Source organism: Microcoleus sp. B3-D7 (assembly GCF_036705305.1).
Lineage (GTDB): Bacteria > Cyanobacteriota > Cyanobacteriia > Cyanobacteriales > Microcoleaceae > Microcoleus.
The window spans coordinates 206,175-222,479 of record NZ_JAUBUE010000003.1; the positions used below are offsets into that span (position 1 = coordinate 206,175).

Annotated in this window: 21 protein-coding genes; 14 read left to right on the forward strand and 7 right to left on the reverse strand. The window is 45.9% G+C overall.

Annotated elements, in window-relative coordinates; translation table 11 throughout:
- Positions 1 to 18: 18 nt before the first annotated feature.
- The 7 genes from QUB25_RS04025 (at position 19) to ssuC (ending at position 7,196) form a co-directional block, all read left to right on the forward strand.
- Positions 19 to 846: an ABC transporter permease gene (locus QUB25_RS04025; protein WP_333182085.1), complete on the forward strand. Its 828-nt coding sequence runs from the start codon at positions 19 to 21 to the stop codon at positions 844 to 846.
- Positions 847 to 898: 52 nt separating this feature from the next.
- Positions 899 to 1,651, forward strand: coding sequence for an ABC transporter ATP-binding protein (locus tag QUB25_RS04030; RefSeq protein ID WP_333182086.1), 753 nt, complete (start codon positions 899 to 901; stop codon positions 1,649 to 1,651).
- 42 nt (positions 1,652 to 1,693) lie between these two features.
- Positions 1,694 to 2,515: a methyltransferase domain-containing protein gene (locus QUB25_RS04035; protein WP_333059368.1), complete on the forward strand. Its 822-nt coding sequence runs from the start codon at positions 1,694 to 1,696 to the stop codon at positions 2,513 to 2,515.
- Between the two features lie 63 nt (positions 2,516 to 2,578).
- Positions 2,579 to 3,787: an acyl-CoA dehydrogenase family protein gene (locus QUB25_RS04040; protein WP_333059369.1), complete on the forward strand. Its 1,209-nt coding sequence runs from the start codon at positions 2,579 to 2,581 to the stop codon at positions 3,785 to 3,787.
- Positions 3,788 to 4,127: 340 nt separating this feature from the next.
- Entirely contained in the window at positions 4,128 to 5,210 is a 1,083-nt protein-coding gene (locus QUB25_RS04045) for a sulfonate ABC transporter substrate-binding protein (RefSeq protein ID WP_333182087.1), read from the forward strand.
- Between the two features lie 22 nt (positions 5,211 to 5,232).
- Positions 5,233 to 6,414 (forward strand): FMNH2-dependent alkanesulfonate monooxygenase, encoded by a 1,182-nt coding sequence (gene ssuD, locus QUB25_RS04050; RefSeq protein WP_333182088.1) that lies wholly within the window; start codon positions 5,233 to 5,235, stop codon positions 6,412 to 6,414.
- Positions 6,411 to 7,196: an aliphatic sulfonate ABC transporter permease SsuC gene (gene ssuC, locus QUB25_RS04055; protein ID WP_333182089.1), complete on the forward strand. Its 786-nt coding sequence runs from the start codon at positions 6,411 to 6,413 to the stop codon at positions 7,194 to 7,196. The genes ssuD and ssuC overlap by 4 nt, the downstream gene beginning before the upstream one ends.
- A gap of 103 nt (positions 7,197 to 7,299) precedes the next feature.
- Here the strand turns inward: ssuC and QUB25_RS04060 are convergent, their stop codons facing one another.
- The 5 genes from QUB25_RS04060 to QUB25_RS04080 form a co-directional block, all read right to left on the reverse strand.
- Entirely contained in the window at positions 7,300 to 7,572 is a 273-nt protein-coding gene (locus tag QUB25_RS04060; RefSeq protein WP_333182090.1) for an acyl-CoA dehydrogenase family protein, read from the reverse strand.
- A gap of 138 nt (positions 7,573 to 7,710) precedes the next feature.
- On the reverse strand, positions 7,711 to 8,460 hold the full coding sequence (locus tag QUB25_RS04065) for a sulfite exporter TauE/SafE family protein (protein ID WP_333182091.1): 750 nt from the start codon (positions 8,458 to 8,460) through the stop codon (positions 7,711 to 7,713).
- Between the two features lie 24 nt (positions 8,461 to 8,484).
- The gene (locus QUB25_RS04070) at positions 8,485 to 9,693 is read right to left on the reverse strand and encodes a YeeE/YedE family protein (protein ID WP_333182092.1); all 1,209 of its coding nucleotides are present in this window, start codon (positions 9,691 to 9,693) and stop codon (positions 8,485 to 8,487) included.
- 187 nt (positions 9,694 to 9,880) lie between these two features.
- On the reverse strand, positions 9,881 to 10,858 hold the full coding sequence (locus QUB25_RS04075) for a sulfurtransferase (protein ID WP_333182093.1): 978 nt from the start codon (positions 10,856 to 10,858) through the stop codon (positions 9,881 to 9,883).
- A 194-nt stretch (positions 10,859 to 11,052) separates the two neighbouring features.
- On the reverse strand, positions 11,053 to 11,262 hold the full coding sequence (locus tag QUB25_RS04080; RefSeq protein WP_333182163.1) for a hypothetical protein: 210 nt from the start codon (positions 11,260 to 11,262) through the stop codon (positions 11,053 to 11,055).
- On the opposite strand from QUB25_RS04080, the gene QUB25_RS04085 reads away from it, so the two are divergent.
- From QUB25_RS04085 to QUB25_RS04115, 7 genes are all read left to right on the forward strand, one after another.
- On the forward strand, positions 11,180 to 11,416 hold the full coding sequence (locus QUB25_RS04085) for a hypothetical protein (RefSeq protein ID WP_333182094.1): 237 nt from the start codon (positions 11,180 to 11,182) through the stop codon (positions 11,414 to 11,416). The genes QUB25_RS04080 and QUB25_RS04085 overlap by 83 nt on opposite strands.
- A 200-nt stretch (positions 11,417 to 11,616) precedes the next feature.
- Positions 11,617 to 12,219 carry a carbonic anhydrase gene (locus QUB25_RS04090; RefSeq protein WP_333182095.1) on the forward strand — a complete coding sequence of 201 codons (603 nt, stop codon included), beginning with the start codon at positions 11,617 to 11,619 and terminating at the stop codon, positions 12,217 to 12,219.
- Between the two features lie 84 nt (positions 12,220 to 12,303).
- On the forward strand, positions 12,304 to 12,696 hold the full coding sequence (locus QUB25_RS04095) for a carboxymuconolactone decarboxylase family protein (RefSeq protein WP_333182096.1): 393 nt from the start codon (positions 12,304 to 12,306) through the stop codon (positions 12,694 to 12,696).
- A 36-nt stretch (positions 12,697 to 12,732) separates the two neighbouring features.
- The gene (locus QUB25_RS04100; protein ID WP_333182097.1) at positions 12,733 to 13,737 is read left to right on the forward strand and encodes a 2-oxoglutarate and iron-dependent oxygenase domain-containing protein; all 1,005 of its coding nucleotides are present in this window, start codon (positions 12,733 to 12,735) and stop codon (positions 13,735 to 13,737) included.
- Positions 13,734 to 13,919 (forward strand): hypothetical protein, encoded by a 186-nt coding sequence (locus QUB25_RS04105; RefSeq protein ID WP_333059380.1) that lies wholly within the window; start codon positions 13,734 to 13,736, stop codon positions 13,917 to 13,919. Before QUB25_RS04100 ends, QUB25_RS04105 begins: the two co-directional genes overlap by 4 nt.
- A 121-nt stretch (positions 13,920 to 14,040) precedes the next feature.
- The gene (locus QUB25_RS04110; RefSeq protein WP_333182098.1) at positions 14,041 to 15,252 is read left to right on the forward strand and encodes a chromate transporter; all 1,212 of its coding nucleotides are present in this window, start codon (positions 14,041 to 14,043) and stop codon (positions 15,250 to 15,252) included.
- Entirely contained in the window at positions 15,253 to 15,453 is a 201-nt protein-coding gene (locus tag QUB25_RS04115; RefSeq protein WP_333182099.1) for a hypothetical protein, read from the forward strand.
- Positions 15,454 to 15,733: 280 nt separating this feature from the next.
- On the opposite strand, the gene QUB25_RS04120 is transcribed toward QUB25_RS04115, so the two are convergent.
- Complete coding sequence (locus tag QUB25_RS04120; RefSeq protein WP_172190219.1) at positions 15,734 to 15,961, reverse strand: EF-hand domain-containing protein; 228 nt, start codon at positions 15,959 to 15,961, stop codon at positions 15,734 to 15,736.
- A 66-nt stretch (positions 15,962 to 16,027) separates the two neighbouring features.
- Positions 16,028 to 16,186: a tyrosine-type recombinase/integrase gene (locus QUB25_RS04125; protein ID WP_333182100.1), complete on the reverse strand. Its 159-nt coding sequence runs from the start codon at positions 16,184 to 16,186 to the stop codon at positions 16,028 to 16,030.
- Positions 16,187 to 16,305 lie beyond the last annotated feature (119 nt).

Here is a 16,305-nt window from a genome sequence, read left to right on the forward strand (position 1 = left end):
AACAGCAAACACTAAGTTATGGAACAAAGACTTGCGATCGCAATACCACGCGCACAAACAGGTAATATTTGGCAATTCCTCAGTCGTCTGGGCAGAGCAAAAGGCTTGCTCTTGCCAGTCTTTCTCTTAATATTGTGGGAAAGCCTGTCTAGGTTTGGCTTGGTTGCTCCTAACTTGTTACCTGCTCCCTCAAATATTCTTACAACAGTTTGGCAACTCGGTGCAGCAGGGGAACTATGGCAGCACATTGGCATTACACTCTATCGAGTCTTTGTTGGCTTCCTAATTGGTACATTTTTTGCCACTCTTCTAGGAGGATTAACAGGCTATTCTTGCCTAATTCACGATTTACTCGACCCGCTTTTGCAATCACTTCGTAACATTCCTTCGCTGGCATGGGTGCCACTATTTATCCTCTGGATGGGAATTCATGAGCCTTCCAAAATTGCTTTGATTGCCGTTGGAGTCTTCTTCCCCGTTTACTTAAATCTCATGAGCGGCATTCACAATGTCGATCGCAAATTGGTTGAGGTTGGCAAAATCTATAGACTTAATGATTGGCAGCTTATCAGTCGCGTGTTCTTACCCGCGACATTGCCGGCCTACATAGTCGGTTTGCGAAGTGGCTTGGGTTTGGGCTGGATGTTTGTCGTAGCGGCTGAATTGATGGGAGCCAGTCAGGGCTTAGGCTTCTTATTGATCGATGGGCAAGCGACTGGACGACCCGCCATCACCCTCGCCAGCATTCTCTTGTTTGCGATTTTCGGAAAAGTGACTGACTCAATTATTGGCATTGCATCGCATTGGCTACTCCATTGGCAGGATGTTCACGCTTCCAACCATTAGTTCAAAGTATTAATTTCAAGCATTCATTCAAAGCGCCAAGGAGGAAACATATATGCTAATCATCGAAGGACTGCATAAGCGATTTAAAAATGGTTTTGTAGGATTGGAGTCTATTGATTTAACTGTTAATCGTAGCGAGATTGTTAGTTTAATTGGTACGAGTGGTTGCGGCAAAAGTACACTTTTACGGATCGTTGCCGGATTAGATATGCCAACTTATGGAGATGTGCAAATTGACGATATTCGCATTAACAAACCTCATCCAGAAATTGGTGTAATATTTCAAGAACCTCGGCTGATGCCTTGGTTAACCGTCTGGGAAAATGTGCAGTTTGGTTTGCATCATTTACCGAAGGATGAACGCAAGGCACGGGCAAGTGATGCTCTAGTTAAGGTTGGATTACAAGATTTTGCTCGTTTGCTGCCACGCCAATTATCAGGAGGAATGGCTCAACGGGTGGCGATCGCCCGTGCCCTCGTCACTAATCCTTCTATTTTATTGCTAGATGAACCCTTTAGTGCTCTCGATTCCTTTACTAGAATGCAACTACAGGATCGTCTGTTAGAAATTTGGCAATCCGATCGCCAGACTATTATTCTTGTGACCCATGATGTTGAAGAAGCACTGATTTTAAGCGATCGCGCGATCGTTATGCGTGGCAACCCTGGACGCATCCATATCGAGCTAGATATCGATATTCCCCGTCCCCGCAGGCGTACCGATCGCAATTTGCAATATTGGAAAGAAAAATTATTGAGTACCTTGGATTTATCCAATACGCAAACTGTTCCTTTAGAGGTTTAAATCCCAAGCTAGAGCGCAATTAATATCTAAGAAAGTTAAATCATGACTGCTAAATTATTCCCAAACTACGATCCTACGCTCTTTCAAGGAGCTATTTCTTATTACTTGCAATATCGACCGCGCTACCCAAATGCTCTTTACGATTTAATCTCACAGGAATTTCAATTAGACGGGCAAGGCAAGCTTCTCGATCTCGGCTGTGGGATTGGCTTGGTAGCGATCGCCTTACACGATCGATTTAAATCTGTTTTGGGTATCGATCCCGATCCAGAAATGCTCGAAGTTGCCAAGCAAGAAGCTAAACTGGCTCATGCTTCAAATATCGCTTGGGTAAAGGATTTAGCAGAAAATATTTCCCCGGGAATTGGTACATTTTCCCTTGTCACCATTGGTCGTGCTTTTCATTGGATGGATCAAGAATTGGTGCTACAGCGTAGCTACGATTTGCTCGATCGCACCAGTAACGCTAATAAGGGGATAGCGATTATTCAAACTGAAAAAGATATTTGGTCAAATGACTCTGTTTGGGCACAAAATGTGCTAGCTACGATTAAACGGTGGCTAGGAGAAGAGCGCCGTGTGGGATCGAGTAGCGTTCCTTTGCTCTACAAGTCTGATTTAGAAGTTTTGGATCGATCGCCATTCGTTCGGATTAAGCGCCATAAGATTGACTTTCAAAAACACTGGACGATTGATAATTTTATTGGTTATCTCTACTCCACCGCTTACTGCCGTCGTGATTACTTTAATGGCGATACTTCCGTATTTGAAACGGAAATTAAAGCAGCAATTCTCAGTGCAGAACCTTCAGGTCAGTTTGTTGAAGATGTACCTATTTCTGTTTACTTGGGTTTTAAGGACTGACCAACCTACAGGAATCCTAAATCATTTGTACCTCATTACTTCCCTCAATTTTGTATCATCAATATGAAAACATCCCTTGCAGACTCGAAAAGCACAGCACAACAAGACAGCAAGCAAGATTATGTAGCGATCGCGAGATCGCTTGCTCAAGAATTTGCTGCTACTGCCATCGAACGAGATCGTGTTGGCGGTACGCCAAAGTATGAACGCGATCGCATTCGTTCTAGCGGTTTGCTCGGTTTGATTATCCCTAAAGAATATGGCGGTATTGGCGAAACGTGGATTACTGCACTCCAAATTTCCCGCGAGTTGGCAAAGACTGATAGTTCTCTAGCTCATGTTTATTCCTATCACCATTTAGGGGTGGTTATCCCGCATCTTTTTGGCACGGAGGATCGCAAGGCACAGTTCTACAAAGACACAATGACAAACAATTGGTTTTGGTGCAATGCTCTCAATCCTCTCGATCGCCGTGCCACTTTAACTCCTGATGGTACAGGCTTTTTACTGAACGGGATAAAAAGCTTTTGCTCTGGCTCTAAAGATTCAGATATCTTACCCATCACTGCGGTTCGTCAAGATACATCTGAACTCACAATTATTGTAATTCCCACTCAAAGAGAGGGTGTAAAAATCCATGACGATTGGGATAACATCGGGCAACGTCAAACCGATAGCGGTAGTATTAGCTTTGACCAAGTGCGCGTTTATGACTCGGAAGTGTTTGGCGATCGCACCCGTGCTGATATTCCTTTCCGTACTTTACGAGCTTGCTTGACGCAAATCAATCTTGCCCATATTTATCTGGGTATTGCCGAAGGAGCATTTGCTGCGGCCAAAGACTATACTTGCACCCAAGGACGACCCTGGTTGACTTCCAATGCTGCTAGTGTGACGCTTGATCCCTACATTCTGAAACACTACGGAGAAATGTGGGTCGATCTGCAAGCGGTTAGCAGTTTGACGGATCGAGCCGCGGCCATTGTGCAAGCAGCTTGGGAAAAAGGCATAGATTTAACAACAGAAGAACGTGGAAAATGCGCGATCGCGATCGCCACGGCAAAAATTGCTGCCACAAAAATAGGTTTAGATGTGACAACTCGCATTTTTGAAGTGATGGGGGCGCGTGCTACCACCAGTAAATATGGTTTCGATCGCTACTGGCGTAATCTCAGAACGTTTACGCTACATGATTCTGTTGACTATAAAATTCACGATCTGGGTAACTGGGTACTCAACGATCAGCTCCCCAATCCCAGCTTTTATACGTAAAAAACATCCTTTTTAAAGGATGTTTTATCTTCACTCGGCGGTATCTCAGCTTTTTATGCAGATAGCAGCAGGGCTAGATGCTACTTTTTCTTCTGGGGGTGCAACTGATACATTACCACTGAATATTAATCATTCAAGTAACTAGATAAGTCAGACAAGCAAAAATTTACACAATGTGCTTGCATTTTTGAAGTCCTTTGTGGAATAATAGGAGCTTGTTAGCGTAAACTACGGTTAATCGGTCGCTTTATAGTAGTTTACTCATCAATAATGATTAGTTCAGCTTTTACATGGTTATTGCGTTTTTTTGTTTTCAATACTTGAAGCTTAGGAAGGAACAGTGTTAACCCGATTAAGAGAAAACCCATTTTTAGCTAAATTGAGGCATTTTGGGAGCAAACTCAAACCTAGTTCAATCAAGACCTTTGCTTTGCTTTTTGCAGTTGGCTTCAGTTTGAGTTTAACCGTTTCTGCCTGTAGTCCTACTCAGCAAACAAATACAACTACTGCCCCGACTTCTGCTGCCACATCGGTGGCTAGTTCTAACTCACAACAAAGCAATGTAATTAGGATCGGCTATCAAAAATATGGAACCCTAAGTATCCTTAAATCACGGGGAAGTTTAGAGAAACGTTTGGCTTCCCAAAGCACTTCTGTACAGTGGCTTCAATTTCCCGCTGGCCCTCAATTACTGGAAGCTTTGAATGCAGGCAGTATTGACTTTGGCCATACAGGAGAAGCGCCGCCTATTTTCGCACAAGCTGCTGGCGCACCATTGGTATATGTTGCTAATGAGCCTCCTAATCCTAAAGGTGAAGCTATCGTAGTACCGAAAGATTCTCCTATTCAAGATGTGGCTGGGTTGAAAGGCAAAAAAGTTGTATTTAACAAAGGTTCAAATGTGCAATACCTCGTGGTAGAAGCATTAAAAGCCGCCGGATTAAAATATAGCGACATTCAGCCTATTTATCTGCCCCCAGCAGATGCGCGGGCAGTTTTTGAACAAGGTAGTGCTGATGCTTGGGCAATTTGGGACCCGTTTTTTACAGTAGCGAAACGAGCTACAGAATCTCGCGTTCTTAAGGATGGAGAAGGGCTGGTAGCTAATCGGGAATTCTATCTAGCTGCCAAACCTTTTAACGAGCAATATCCTGACCGGATTAAGGCAATTTTAGAGGAACTTCAAAAAGTAGATGAATGGGCGGCAGCTCAACCAACAGAAGTGGCAAAAATGCTGTCTCCTGAGCTTGGTATTGATGTTCCAACTTTAGAGGAAATCTCACGGAGACGGCCTTACGGTGTACAGCCAATTACGGATGAAGTCGTTACTTACCAGCAAAAAGTTGCTGATACTTTCTTGGATTTGAAGCTGCTTCCCAAACAGGTAAAAATTAGCGAAGTGGCTCAGGTAACTAAACAATAAATAGTGATGGAGACTCAGGAAAATGGAATTATTTTGGTTTATACCAACTCACGGAGACGGACACTATTTAGCGTCAGGAATTGGAGGGAGAGCTTGCAGTTTCTCCTACTTAAAGCAAATCGCCCAAGCCGTTGACCATTTAGGATTTACGGGTGCTCTGCTGCCGACTGGACGCTCATGCGAAGACGCATGGGTAGTAGCTTCATCTCTAATGTCTGTAACGGAAAAAATGCGCTTTCTAGTTGCGATTCGTCCGGGATTAATGTCTCCTGGGGTAGCAGCACGGATGGCAGCAACGTTTGATCGGTTATCTAACGGACGCTTATTGATTAATGTGGTGACCGGCGGCGATCCGGTAGAATTAGCAGGAGATGGAGTGCATCTCAGTCACGATGCTCGTTATGAATTAACGGATGAATTCTTGACAGTTTGGAGAGCGATGCTTGAAGGTAGTAACTCCAATAACGTGCGAGATAAAGAAGTCGATTTTAGCGGTGAATATCTCCAAATTAAGGGCGGTAAAGTTCTCTTCCCACCTGTACAAACTCCCCATCCTCCCTTGTGGTTTGGCGGTTCATCGCCCATAGCACAACAAATTGCGGCTAAGCATATTGATGTCTATCTGACTTGGGGAGAACCGCCGCAACAAGTGGCAAAAAAAATTGAAGCTGTGAAAAAATTAGCAGCAGAACAGGGTAGAACTGTGCGGTTTGGGATTCGCCTTCATGTCATTGTGCGCGAAACTGAAAGCGAAGCTTGGGAGGACGCAAATCGGTTGATTAAATATGTCGATGAAGATGCGATCGCAGCCGCCCAAAAAGCTTATGCCAGAATGGACTCTGAAGGGCAAAAGCGGATGACAGAACTGCATGCAGGCAACCGCGAAGCTCTAGAAATTAGCCCCAATTTGTGGGCTGGAATTGGGTTAGTAAGAGGCGGTGCCGGTACTGCCTTAGTGGGAGATCCCGATACCGTTGTTGCACGAATGTTGGAATATTGCGAATTGGGAATTGAAACTTTCATTTTTTCCGGTTATCCCCACTTAGAAGAAGCGTATCGAGTCGCTGAATTGCTATTCCCCCGCTTGCCGTTGAAGAACCAACCACCTGCAAATCAACCGCAAATGTTTAGTCCTTTTGGCGAAATTGTTGCCAACGATAAGTTTATCCAACAAAAACAAGTTATTCCTACGAGCGCATCATGAACAAAAAATGGCTCAAAAATCCCTATTTTCAGCAGGTAATTCCCTGGATTGTACCGATTGTGCTGATTGTTAGCTGGCAACTTTTAGTGCAGGTGGGTTGGCTTTCGACAAGAGTTTTACCCGCACCAACAGGTGTTTTAAGTGCAGGAGTTAGATTGGCAATTACCGGGGAACTGTTTCACCATATCGGAATTAGTGCTTGGCGTGCCGTCGTTGGTTTCATCATCGGCGGAGGAATTGGTTTAACTCTTGGTTTCCTCAGCGGTCTTTCTCCAATCGCCGAAAAGCTGCTAGATACTTCTGTACAAATGGTTCGTAATGTTCCCCACCTCGCCTTAATTCCCCTAGTAATTTTATGGTTTGGAATTGGCGATGTAGCTCGGTTATTTTTGGTGGCTTTGGGTGTGTTTTTCCCCATGTATATCAATACATTTCATGGCATCCGCAGCGTCGATGCCGGATTGATTGAAATGGGAAAAGTCTATGGTTTGAGTCCTACATCTCTTTTATGGCAAGTTATTCTGCCTGGGGCTTTGCCTTCAATTTTGGTAGGCGTGCGATATTCTTTGGGGATTATGTGGCTGACGCTGATTGTCGCAGAAACAATTGCTGCGGATTCTGGTATTGGTTACATGGCAATGAATGCTCGCGAGTTCTTGCAAACTGATGTTGTGGTGTTGAGCATTATTATGTATGCTTTGTTGGGTAAGTTTGCAGATGCGATCGCCAGGAAGTTAGAAGAGAAATGGCTGGCTTGGCATCCCAATTATCAGCCAGCTTAGCTAGAAAAAACCACGAATAAGAAAGAAAAATGAGAGTGTCCCCTTTTTCTTTCTTAGTTCCTCTAGAAATGCTGTCCTTCACGATCGGCTCAGTTAGTGTTTTTTACGTATAAAAGCTGGGATTGGGGAGCCGATCGTTGAGTACCCAGTTACCCAGATCGTGAATTTTATAATCAACAGAATCATGTAGCGTAAACGTTCTCAGATTACGCCAGTAGCGATCGAAACCATATTTACTGGTGGTAGCAGGCGCCCCCATCACTTCAAAAATGCGACTTGTCACATCTAAACCTGTTTTTGTGGCAGCAACCTTTGCTGTTGCGATCGCTGCCTGCTCCACAACTTCAATGATCTCCAGTCCTAATACACGATCCATGCTGAATGTTTTCTCCTATTGCACCTCCTGGCTACTCCACGGCTTTGGAGGCGCTCACTGCCTGTGAGTCGGATTTTGAGCTTTTTAGCCAACAGGTCTATGAAACTCACGACCGTGAGAGCGAAGACTAGGAATTTTCTATCCCATCATGGTTTTGACGGCGAGGATTACAACAGTCGCCAAAAAAATCCGACGTAACCAGCGATTGCTAAGTTTGAGAGCCACCTGTGAGCCGATGATGCCCCCAATAAACATGGCAATACCTAAGATGATGCCCAATCGATAATCAACTATGCCAGCCGCTGTGAAAACCCCCGTTGCAACGAGCGAGGAAAAGATATTCACCAGCTTGGTTGTAGCGATCGCTTCCACAAAAGTCATCCGAAAGAGCGCCACATAGGCAGCCGTTAGCAAGGTGACGTACCCGCCACTGAAAAAACCACCATAGATACCCAGCCCAAACGTTGCCAAATAACCGAGTACTTGGGCTGCCCGTGATGGGCGATCGGCTGCCGGAAGAACGCCAGCTCGATGATTCGCGATCGAGAAAACAGCAACCGCAATCATGGCAGCCGAAACAATCTGCGGTAAGGACTTTGACGGTATTACCAGGACTAATCCTGCTCCTAGAATTGAGCCAATCAGAGTCAGCCCAATCAAGAGAGGCAAGCGTCTTAGATTAATCGTCTGTTGCTTCAGAAACGGTAACGTTGCACCAATACTCATAAACGTGAGTGCCAGCATATTAGTGGCTAAAGCCGTGCGCGGTGCAATGCCCATCTGCAACATTACAGGCACCGTAATTAAGGAGGTGCTGCCTGTAATCACGCTGATCGTGCTGGTCGCTAAAAAAACTGTAATTAGGATCAGTAGTTGAAGGGAAACCATATAGGTTCTATAAGTTCCCTTACGCTAATTGGGCAGCCGAAACAAAGGTCGTAACCGCACCCCGATCGCAGTTCCCAGGAGTGCAGCCACAATCCACAGCCAGCCGTGCAAACTGGTAGAGGCGATCGCCCCAAAGAACCCACTCACATTGCAACCGTAGGCAAGAAATGCACTGTAGCCCATCAGTAAGCCACCTAATATCGCCGCCGCTAGAATCTGTTTGGAAGGCCCAAAAGTTGGAACCCATCGCCCTGCTAACCCTGCAGCCAGCAGCGATCCTAGAACGATCCCACCATTCATCACCGAACTGGCATCTGCAAACACGCCATTCGTGAGAGCAGCCTGAGCGTTGGCAGTCTTCCAAAATGGGCTGCTGGTAGAGTCCCACCCCAAAAACGATGCAATCTCAGCCGCCCACAGCGCAAAGCCCCAGGTAATCCGCCAGGGTTGGCCAGACACGATCAGCGTCAGCCAGTTGAGGAGTGACAGCGCGATCGCACCTGTGAGTAGCGACCAAGGGCCGTAAATTAGCTGAGTTAGCGAGGAGGGGAAAAGCGGAGGGGAAGAGGTTAGGGGAGGAGAAGAAAGAGCTTTTGCAGAAGGGAAAATGCGCCCGAGAGCAACAAACAAAGCAGCGAAAATTGTTAGTTGCAAAACCACTGCCCAAAACCAGCCAAGATTATCGGCCAAAGAAATCGCCGGCAAAGCAGGCAAATTCACCCACAACTGTCGGGTTAAGCTGGCTGCAAATGCTCCAATGCAAAATGTTACCAGCGTCATCAGCAGAGTGAGACTACCGGAACCAACGGTATACAAAGTCCCACAGCCGCAGGCTCCCCCAAGCTGCATCCCAATCCCAAACAGGAAGGCACCGATCGCCCCTTGAACGCCTACAGGAGAAACAGCACCCCGCACTTGCTGCCCAAATACGGTTCCGGCTGCCAGAGTCGGTGCAAACAGAACGGTAGCGATCGCCAGCATGATAATTTGTGCGATCGCTCCCCGCGCGTCTCTGTGCACAAGTAACTTGCGGTAGGCACTGGCAAAGCCAAAGCTAGAATGGTAAAGTGTTAGCCCCAGCAACCCACCAATCAAGAACAATAGGCTTTGCTGCCAACCATAACGATTGAGTGTAATTGCCCCAACAGTAAAAAGTGCTAAGGCGATCGCAATTATCAAGCGATCGGGACGAAAAGGAGCCCATAACGGCTCACCAGAAACTGATGAACTCATTTTTACTACTTCTTAGGTGGGCTCTTCGGTTGTTCCGGTGGCGGATCGCAACTGCCTAAAGCGGGTTGACTTAGCGGTACAAAATCCAACCCAAATATTACTGCCACAGTAGCAAAAACAACAAGTGATGAAATCCAAACTTTCATACATTACACCTTTAAATGTTGAACAGCTTAGCACCAAATAACTAAACTTTTTCCGGCCCAGTTTCCACTGGCAAATTAGACGTACTGTACTCAGTCCAAGAACCGTCGTAGATCCGAACTTTAGGATATCCCAAAAGATGTTTTAGCACAACATACTGTAATGTCGCTTCACGCCCAGTGCTGCATGACACAATCACATCATCTGAAGGCTTAATCTTCTTGTCCGCCAGGATTTTGCGAACCTGATCCAGTGACTTCAACTGATGAGGGTTTTTGAGATCCTCCTGAGAGTTTTCAGCTTCCGTAAACGCAGGCCAGGGAATATTTTTCGCACCAGGAATGTGCCCATTGCGTACCCAGATATCTTTCTCACCTCGGAATAAATCACCTGGTCTAGGATCGATAAAAACCACACCTGGTTTACCAATTAATTCTCCAACCTGTTGAAGGTTAACGCGAAGTGAGGGATTATCTTGAACCGCAAACTGTGTAAACTTGTATTTGGGATATTCCTTAACAACAGGTTGCCCAGAGGCTTTGTATCCTGTATATCCCCCATCTAAAACTGCAATATCTTTTACTCCCGATCGCTCTAGTAAATAGGCAACCATTGTCGCTCCCAAAATATCTCGTGCATCGGAATAAACTAGAACGCGACTGTTACTGCTAACACCCGATCGAGAAAAGATCGAAGATAATTTCTGGGTATCCCAATACTGCACGGGCAAAAATCCGTCGGGGCCACGAAATGCAGTATCTGCAATGTGTACTGCGTTCGGAACATGGCCTCCAATATACTCCAGAGGCGCATTTCGCACATCCAAAATTCGCAAATTTGGATCTTTGGCGTTGGCTGTTACCCAATTGGGAGAAACAAATTGAATTTTGGCACTGGGGGTTGCAGTCAGCGGTGAAATCGAGAAGAGTGAAACTCCCAGCAAGGTTGCGATCGCCACTATTACCAAAACAGAGGGCTTGAGGGATCTTTTCCAGATTCCCCGCAAAAATCTCAAATTCATAACTATAAATCTCCTTAATCAGATGCCATCAACAAGTCAATAACCCAACATTCATTAACCTCAAAAGAAGGCAGGAGGCAGGTGGCAGTTCGTTAGAAACACCCCAGAAATCAAAAATAGCAGTAACCTACGTCTGGCAATGGCAAGCCACTTGCTCATGATTCGCCTCCTCAATTCCTTGCTAAATGTCTGGTTTAATTAGGACTTACGCAGTTTATACTATAACTCGATTGATTTACCGTAGTATAGCGGAATTTTATCTTACAGCAAAGCACACTCAAGATCAATGGATGGTTAAAAAGACCAACTCGACTGTTGGTGGTGGTATGGGCAACTCCCTTGCCAATATGGCGATCGCGCTCAATCAGCTTGATTAGCAAGGCGCGGTTAGCTGTTTTTAACAGGCGAGTCGCTACTAGAGAACCACTGAAGCCAGCACCGACGATCGCGCGCTCGTTGTTGGAGTATCAGAAATCATCAGTATTGTCGGAACCATATCAACATCAAATAGAAGAGTTCGGCTTGTCAGTATTTGAAGTTGTCACAGTCATTCACTGACCTACACCCCAAATCGGCGGTGTTTTGCCGATCGCTTGCAGAATATGGTCGTGGGCTGCCATCACTGCCCTCAAGATGCAAAAGATATCTATAGGAACAATTTAATAACGGTAATAGTGGTAAAATACGGTTTACTTACCGAGATACAGTATTTTAACATTGCTTGCCATCATAATTCAACAATTTGGGAAAATTCAAGCATGAGTCAAATTCTGCAAGAAGTGCTGTCTGCTAACCAGGAATATGCTGCGACCTTTGGCAACAAAGGCAATTTGCCCCTACCTCCTGGTCGTCGCTTTGCCATTCTAACCTGCATGGACGCTCGCCTCGATCCAGCAAAATATGCTGGGCTGGCAGAAGGGGATGCCCATGTCATTCGTAATGCTGGAGGACGGGCAAGCGATGACGCAATTCGATCGCTCGTAATCTCTTACAAGCTATTGGGAACTCGTGAATGGTTCGTCATTCACCATACGGATTGTGGAATGCAACTCTTTACCGACAGCATCATCCGAGAACTATTGACAAACAGCCTGGAAACCGCTGTAATCGACGAAAATGGTTGGCGAGATGTAGGGCAGGGTTCAGGTTCGACAGAAGGTGAATTTGTCGATTGGTTAACGTTCAAAGATTTGGCAGAAAGCGTGTTTGTGGATGTCAAACGAATTCGCAACCATCCCCTTGTGCCACCAACTATTCCGATTTATGGCTTTATATACGATGTGAAAACAGGGCAATTGATTGAAGTCCCTAGCGCAACTGAAGTCGGTCGAGCAACAGTTCCAGCGATCGCGTCATCGTAAGGGAGGAACGCAAAAATGCAGAATGCTTTGCGGTTTTCTCAACTATGAATTAGTGCTTTTCACCCTCTCACCTTTATTGCAACTATGAGCCATTTGATTGAATACGAAGACGCAAATGATGAAGTACGCGCAGTGTATGACGACATTCGTGCGACACGCAAAACCGAGTACATCAACAACTTTTGGAAAGCGATCGCCAACCATCCGCCTACCCTGCAACGTACGTGGCAGAATGTAAAGGAGGTGATGACGGCTCCGGGAGAACTCGATCCCCTGACCCGCGAGTTAATCTACATTGCTGTCAGCGTGACAAATGGTTGCCCCTACTGCATTTCATCTCATACCGCCTCCGCGCGAGCCAAGGGAATGGATGATGCCATATTTGGGGAACTGATGGCGATCGTGGCAACCGCAAACGCTACCAATCGACTGGCAAATGGCTATCAAATTCCGGTGGACGAACAATTTAAATTATAAAAGGCGTTCAATCTTAACTACTTATAATCCATCTCTATGGCAACTGAATTAACCGTAGATGTTTCTCAGATTCCCGTTATCGATATCAGTTCGTTGGTATCGGGTAATCCCGTAGATACAGTTGCAAACCAAATTCGACAAGCTTGCTGCGACACAGGTTTTTTTTACATTGTCGAGCATGGTGTAGACCAAGGCTTGCAAAACCGTTTGGAGCAACTCAGCCGTCAGTTTTTTGCTCAAGATTTAGAAACAAAAATGCAAATTCGGATGGGGCTGGGAGGTCGGGCATGGCGCGGCTACTTTCCGGTTGGAGGTGAACTGACGAATGCTAAACCAGATTTGAAAGAAGGAATTTATTTCGGATCGGAATTGAATCAAACCGATCCGGCTGTTCAAGCGGGCGTTCCCATGCACGGAGCAAACCTGTTTCCAGATATTCCTCTTTTTCGCGAAATAATACTAGAATATCTGGCGGTGATGACTCAACTGGGTCACGCAGTAATGGCTGGAATTGCCCTGAGTTTGAACTTAGAAGCATCTTACTTCCGCGATCGCTATACGACAGATCCCCTAATTTTATTTCGCATCTTCAACTATCCACCACAAAGCAATCCGCAAGGGCAATCCTGGGGAGTGGGAGAGCATACCGATTACGGTTTGCTCACGATTCTCAAGCAGGATGATTTAGGTGGGTTGCAAGTGAAGACAAAATCAGGCTGGATTGATGCTCCCCCGATCGCCAACTCATTTGTTTGTAACATTGGCGATATGCTCGATCGGCTCACAGGTGGACTTTATCGCTCTACTCCTCATCGAGTCAAGAATGTGTCAGGACGATCTCGCCTCTCATTTCCCTTTTTCTTCGATCCCAATTTCAATGCTGAACTCCACCCGATTGAAATCAAGGGAGCGAAAGTCGATGACAACAAGAACGAACGTTGGGATAAAGCCAGCGTTCACGAGTTTCGCGGCACTTACGGCGATTATGTCCTGAACAAAGTTGCAAAGGTTTTTCCCCAATTGCGCCAGGAAGTTTTTTGACCAATTTTAGTGGTTGGAGTGTCAGATTAATAAGTCCAGTTTTGCTTGGTTTGCAAGCTACAGGATTAGATGTATCCACCCACCTGCCTCGACGGGTGACTCGTGAGGAATTAGTTGGGGCTGTGTCCCTGGTTTGTGATGTGAGTGATTTGGCTCCTCCTGAAGTGGCGATCGATCGATGAGATGACTGCGCCCTCCCAGCTAGAATTTGATGGCAGCACGGGATGTCATTCTTGAAGACATTGAGAAATTAATTGGTGAACTGAAACAAACAAATTAGAGAATTGAGTAGAGATTTAATCTATGACTAATGCTGCAGAAAAACAGGAACCGTCTTCATCAGAACTCGCGAAACCATCGTACTCACTTTGGCAACTGACGCTGTATTTCCTCAAATTAGGCAGCTTAGGATTTGGAGGACCGATAGCCCTTGTGGGTTATATGCACCGCGACCTGGTTGAAGATCGGAGGTGGATTTCCGAGGCAAGTTATCAAGAAGGATTAACCTTAGCTCAGGTTGCCCCTGGTCCACTGGCTGCCCAATTAGGGTTCTACATGGGCTATGTCCATTACGGCATTATTGGTTCTACCCTCGTTGGTATTGCCTTTGTCTTGCCCTCCTTTTTGATGGTTGTGGCATTGGGATGGGCTTACACCAATTATGGGGGGCTGAGTTGGATGCAGGCAGTATTCTACGGGGTTGGAGCTTGCGTCATTGGCATCATTGCCCTAAGCGCCTACAAATTGACGAAGAAGACCATTGGCACAGATTGGCTACTTTGGGCAATTTATGTGGTTAATGCTGTCTCGACCATCATCACGCAATCGGAACGAATCGAACTCATCCTGGCAGGAGGAATTCTCACCTGGTGGATCGCAGCACCACCTAAAAACTGGTTCAAAAATAAGAACCTCAATAGTTTCATTGGCTTACCTCTGATACCAATAGTTGCATCTGTGCCATCTGCCTCTTCTGCTTTGCTTTGGCAAATCTTCACCTTTTTTGGTATGGCGGGTTCATTTGTGTTTGGCAGTGGGTTAGCGATCGTTCCGTTCCTCTACGGTGGAGTGGTTAAGCATTATCAGTGGCTTGATGCTCAACAGTTCCTCGATGCAGTAGCAGTGGCGATGATTACGCCAGGTCCTGTCGTAATCACAACTGGGTTTATTGGCTTTTTGGTGGCTGGTTTTCCTGGCGCTTGTATGGCGGCGTTGGGAACGTTTATCCCCTGTTATCTACTCACCATTATTCCCGCCCCTTACTTTAAGAAGCATGGCAAGAAGCCCGCGATTGCTGCCTTTGTCAACGGTGTGACGGTTGCTGCAACAGGCGCGATCGCTGGAGCCGTTGTGGTTTTGGGACGACAATCTCTGCGAGATATTCCAACCGTTCTGATTGCTGTGGTGACGCTGGCTCTGCTATGGAAATTTGGCAAAAAGTTGCCAGAGCCTATTATCGTTGTAGTCTCCGCGATCGTTGGATTAGTGATTTATCCGCTGACGCATCGAGTGTAGATGGCATCAATCCTGAGTGGAGTTGAGAGTCGATCGCAACAGACAGGGCGAGCTATGAGTGTTAAGGGAGCGATCGTCGATGACAACAAGAACGAACGCTGGGATAAAGCCAGCGTTCACGAGTTTCGCGGCACTTACGGCGATTATGTCCTGAACAAAGTTGCAAAGGTTTTTCCCCAATTGCGCCAGCAAGTTTTGTAAACAGTCACCCATTGGTGACAAGTTAAGGCTCAAAGCCAGTTGTCAAGGGGATTTTCGGAGGTAGCTCAAAGAAAAAAGGTTCTCCACTGCCGACATTATAACTCTAATGTCAACTGGGGCTTAAATCCCTGCCAGATGAAAGGATAAGAAGCAAGTTCTTATCCTTGGTAGTCAGCGATCGCTTTTTGCCCTATAACTACTGCAACTATTACCAGGGGAAGACACTCATCCACTTGGATAAATGATTTTATTTCAATCGCTGCTGGCTGGGCGATCGCGCTTATTCTAAATTCCCTGCTTTCTTAACAGCTTGTTTCAAGTCTTCAAAGGTAATATTACCCTCTTCATCTCGATACGTCGCTAGCAGTTCCGCGGGGCTAGTACCTGTTTCTGCTAAAATGACTGCATTTAACCCAGGACTTAAAAAAAGCTCATTACTCGATATTTTGCCATCTTGATCGCCATCCAAGGCATTAAAAAGAGATTGAAGCTCTTGCTCAGTTGCCATAAGTTTCTATTTGAATTAGTTTTTTCAATTCAATATCCCATAATGTTGAAAAAGATGCAAGGAAAGTTACCTTTTACCCTGGCAGATACAAGCTGTTGCTGTCCTTTGGGCCTGTGCGTGTAGATACCTGGAAGTAGTCGCTACCGATTCATGCCCTAACGTCTGCTGCACCAAATGAATCGGCGCGCCCCTGTCTAGTGAATGCGAAGCGTGGGCGTGACGCAACCAATGGGGCTGACCTTTCCTGTAATCCCAGCGCGGTTCCCCAGCATCGTCTTCACCCCCGCTATTTGGAAGGTAGAAGATATCAGGTGTTTTGCTTTATCCAACATTTACCCACAAGC

Coding starts and splice junctions, on each gene's coding strand:
- QUB25_RS04120 (WP_172190219.1), bottom strand. CDS start 15,961: ATGGCAACTGAGCAAGAGCTTCAATCTCTTTTTAATGCCTTGGATGGC.
- QUB25_RS04030 (WP_333182086.1), top strand. CDS start 899: ATGCTAATCATCGAAGGACTGCATAAGCGATTTAAAAATGGTTTTGTA.
- QUB25_RS04065 (WP_333182091.1), bottom strand. CDS start 8,460: ATGGTTTCCCTTCAACTACTGATCCTAATTACAGTTTTTTTAGCGACC.
- QUB25_RS04100 (WP_333182097.1), top strand. CDS start 12,733: ATGGCAACTGAATTAACCGTAGATGTTTCTCAGATTCCCGTTATCGAT.
- QUB25_RS04095 (WP_333182096.1), top strand. CDS start 12,304: ATGAGCCATTTGATTGAATACGAAGACGCAAATGATGAAGTACGCGCA.
- QUB25_RS04040 (WP_333059369.1), top strand. CDS start 2,579: ATGAAAACATCCCTTGCAGACTCGAAAAGCACAGCACAACAAGACAGC.
- QUB25_RS04075 (WP_333182093.1), bottom strand. CDS start 10,858: ATGAATTTGAGATTTTTGCGGGGAATCTGGAAAAGATCCCTCAAGCCC.
- QUB25_RS04060 (WP_333182090.1), bottom strand. CDS start 7,572: ATGGATCGTGTATTAGGACTGGAGATCATTGAAGTTGTGGAGCAGGCA.
- ssuC (WP_333182089.1), top strand. CDS start 6,411: ATGAACAAAAAATGGCTCAAAAATCCCTATTTTCAGCAGGTAATTCCC.
- QUB25_RS04110 (WP_333182098.1), top strand. CDS start 14,041: ATGACTAATGCTGCAGAAAAACAGGAACCGTCTTCATCAGAACTCGCG.
- QUB25_RS04025 (WP_333182085.1), top strand. CDS start 19: ATGGAACAAAGACTTGCGATCGCAATACCACGCGCACAAACAGGTAAT.
- QUB25_RS04035 (WP_333059368.1), top strand. CDS start 1,694: ATGACTGCTAAATTATTCCCAAACTACGATCCTACGCTCTTTCAAGGA.
- ssuD (WP_333182088.1), top strand. CDS start 5,233: ATGGAATTATTTTGGTTTATACCAACTCACGGAGACGGACACTATTTA.
- QUB25_RS04070 (WP_333182092.1), bottom strand. CDS start 9,693: ATGAGTTCATCAGTTTCTGGTGAGCCGTTATGGGCTCCTTTTCGTCCC.
- QUB25_RS04090 (WP_333182095.1), top strand. CDS start 11,617: ATGAGTCAAATTCTGCAAGAAGTGCTGTCTGCTAACCAGGAATATGCT.
- QUB25_RS04115 (WP_333182099.1), top strand. CDS start 15,253: ATGGCATCAATCCTGAGTGGAGTTGAGAGTCGATCGCAACAGACAGGG.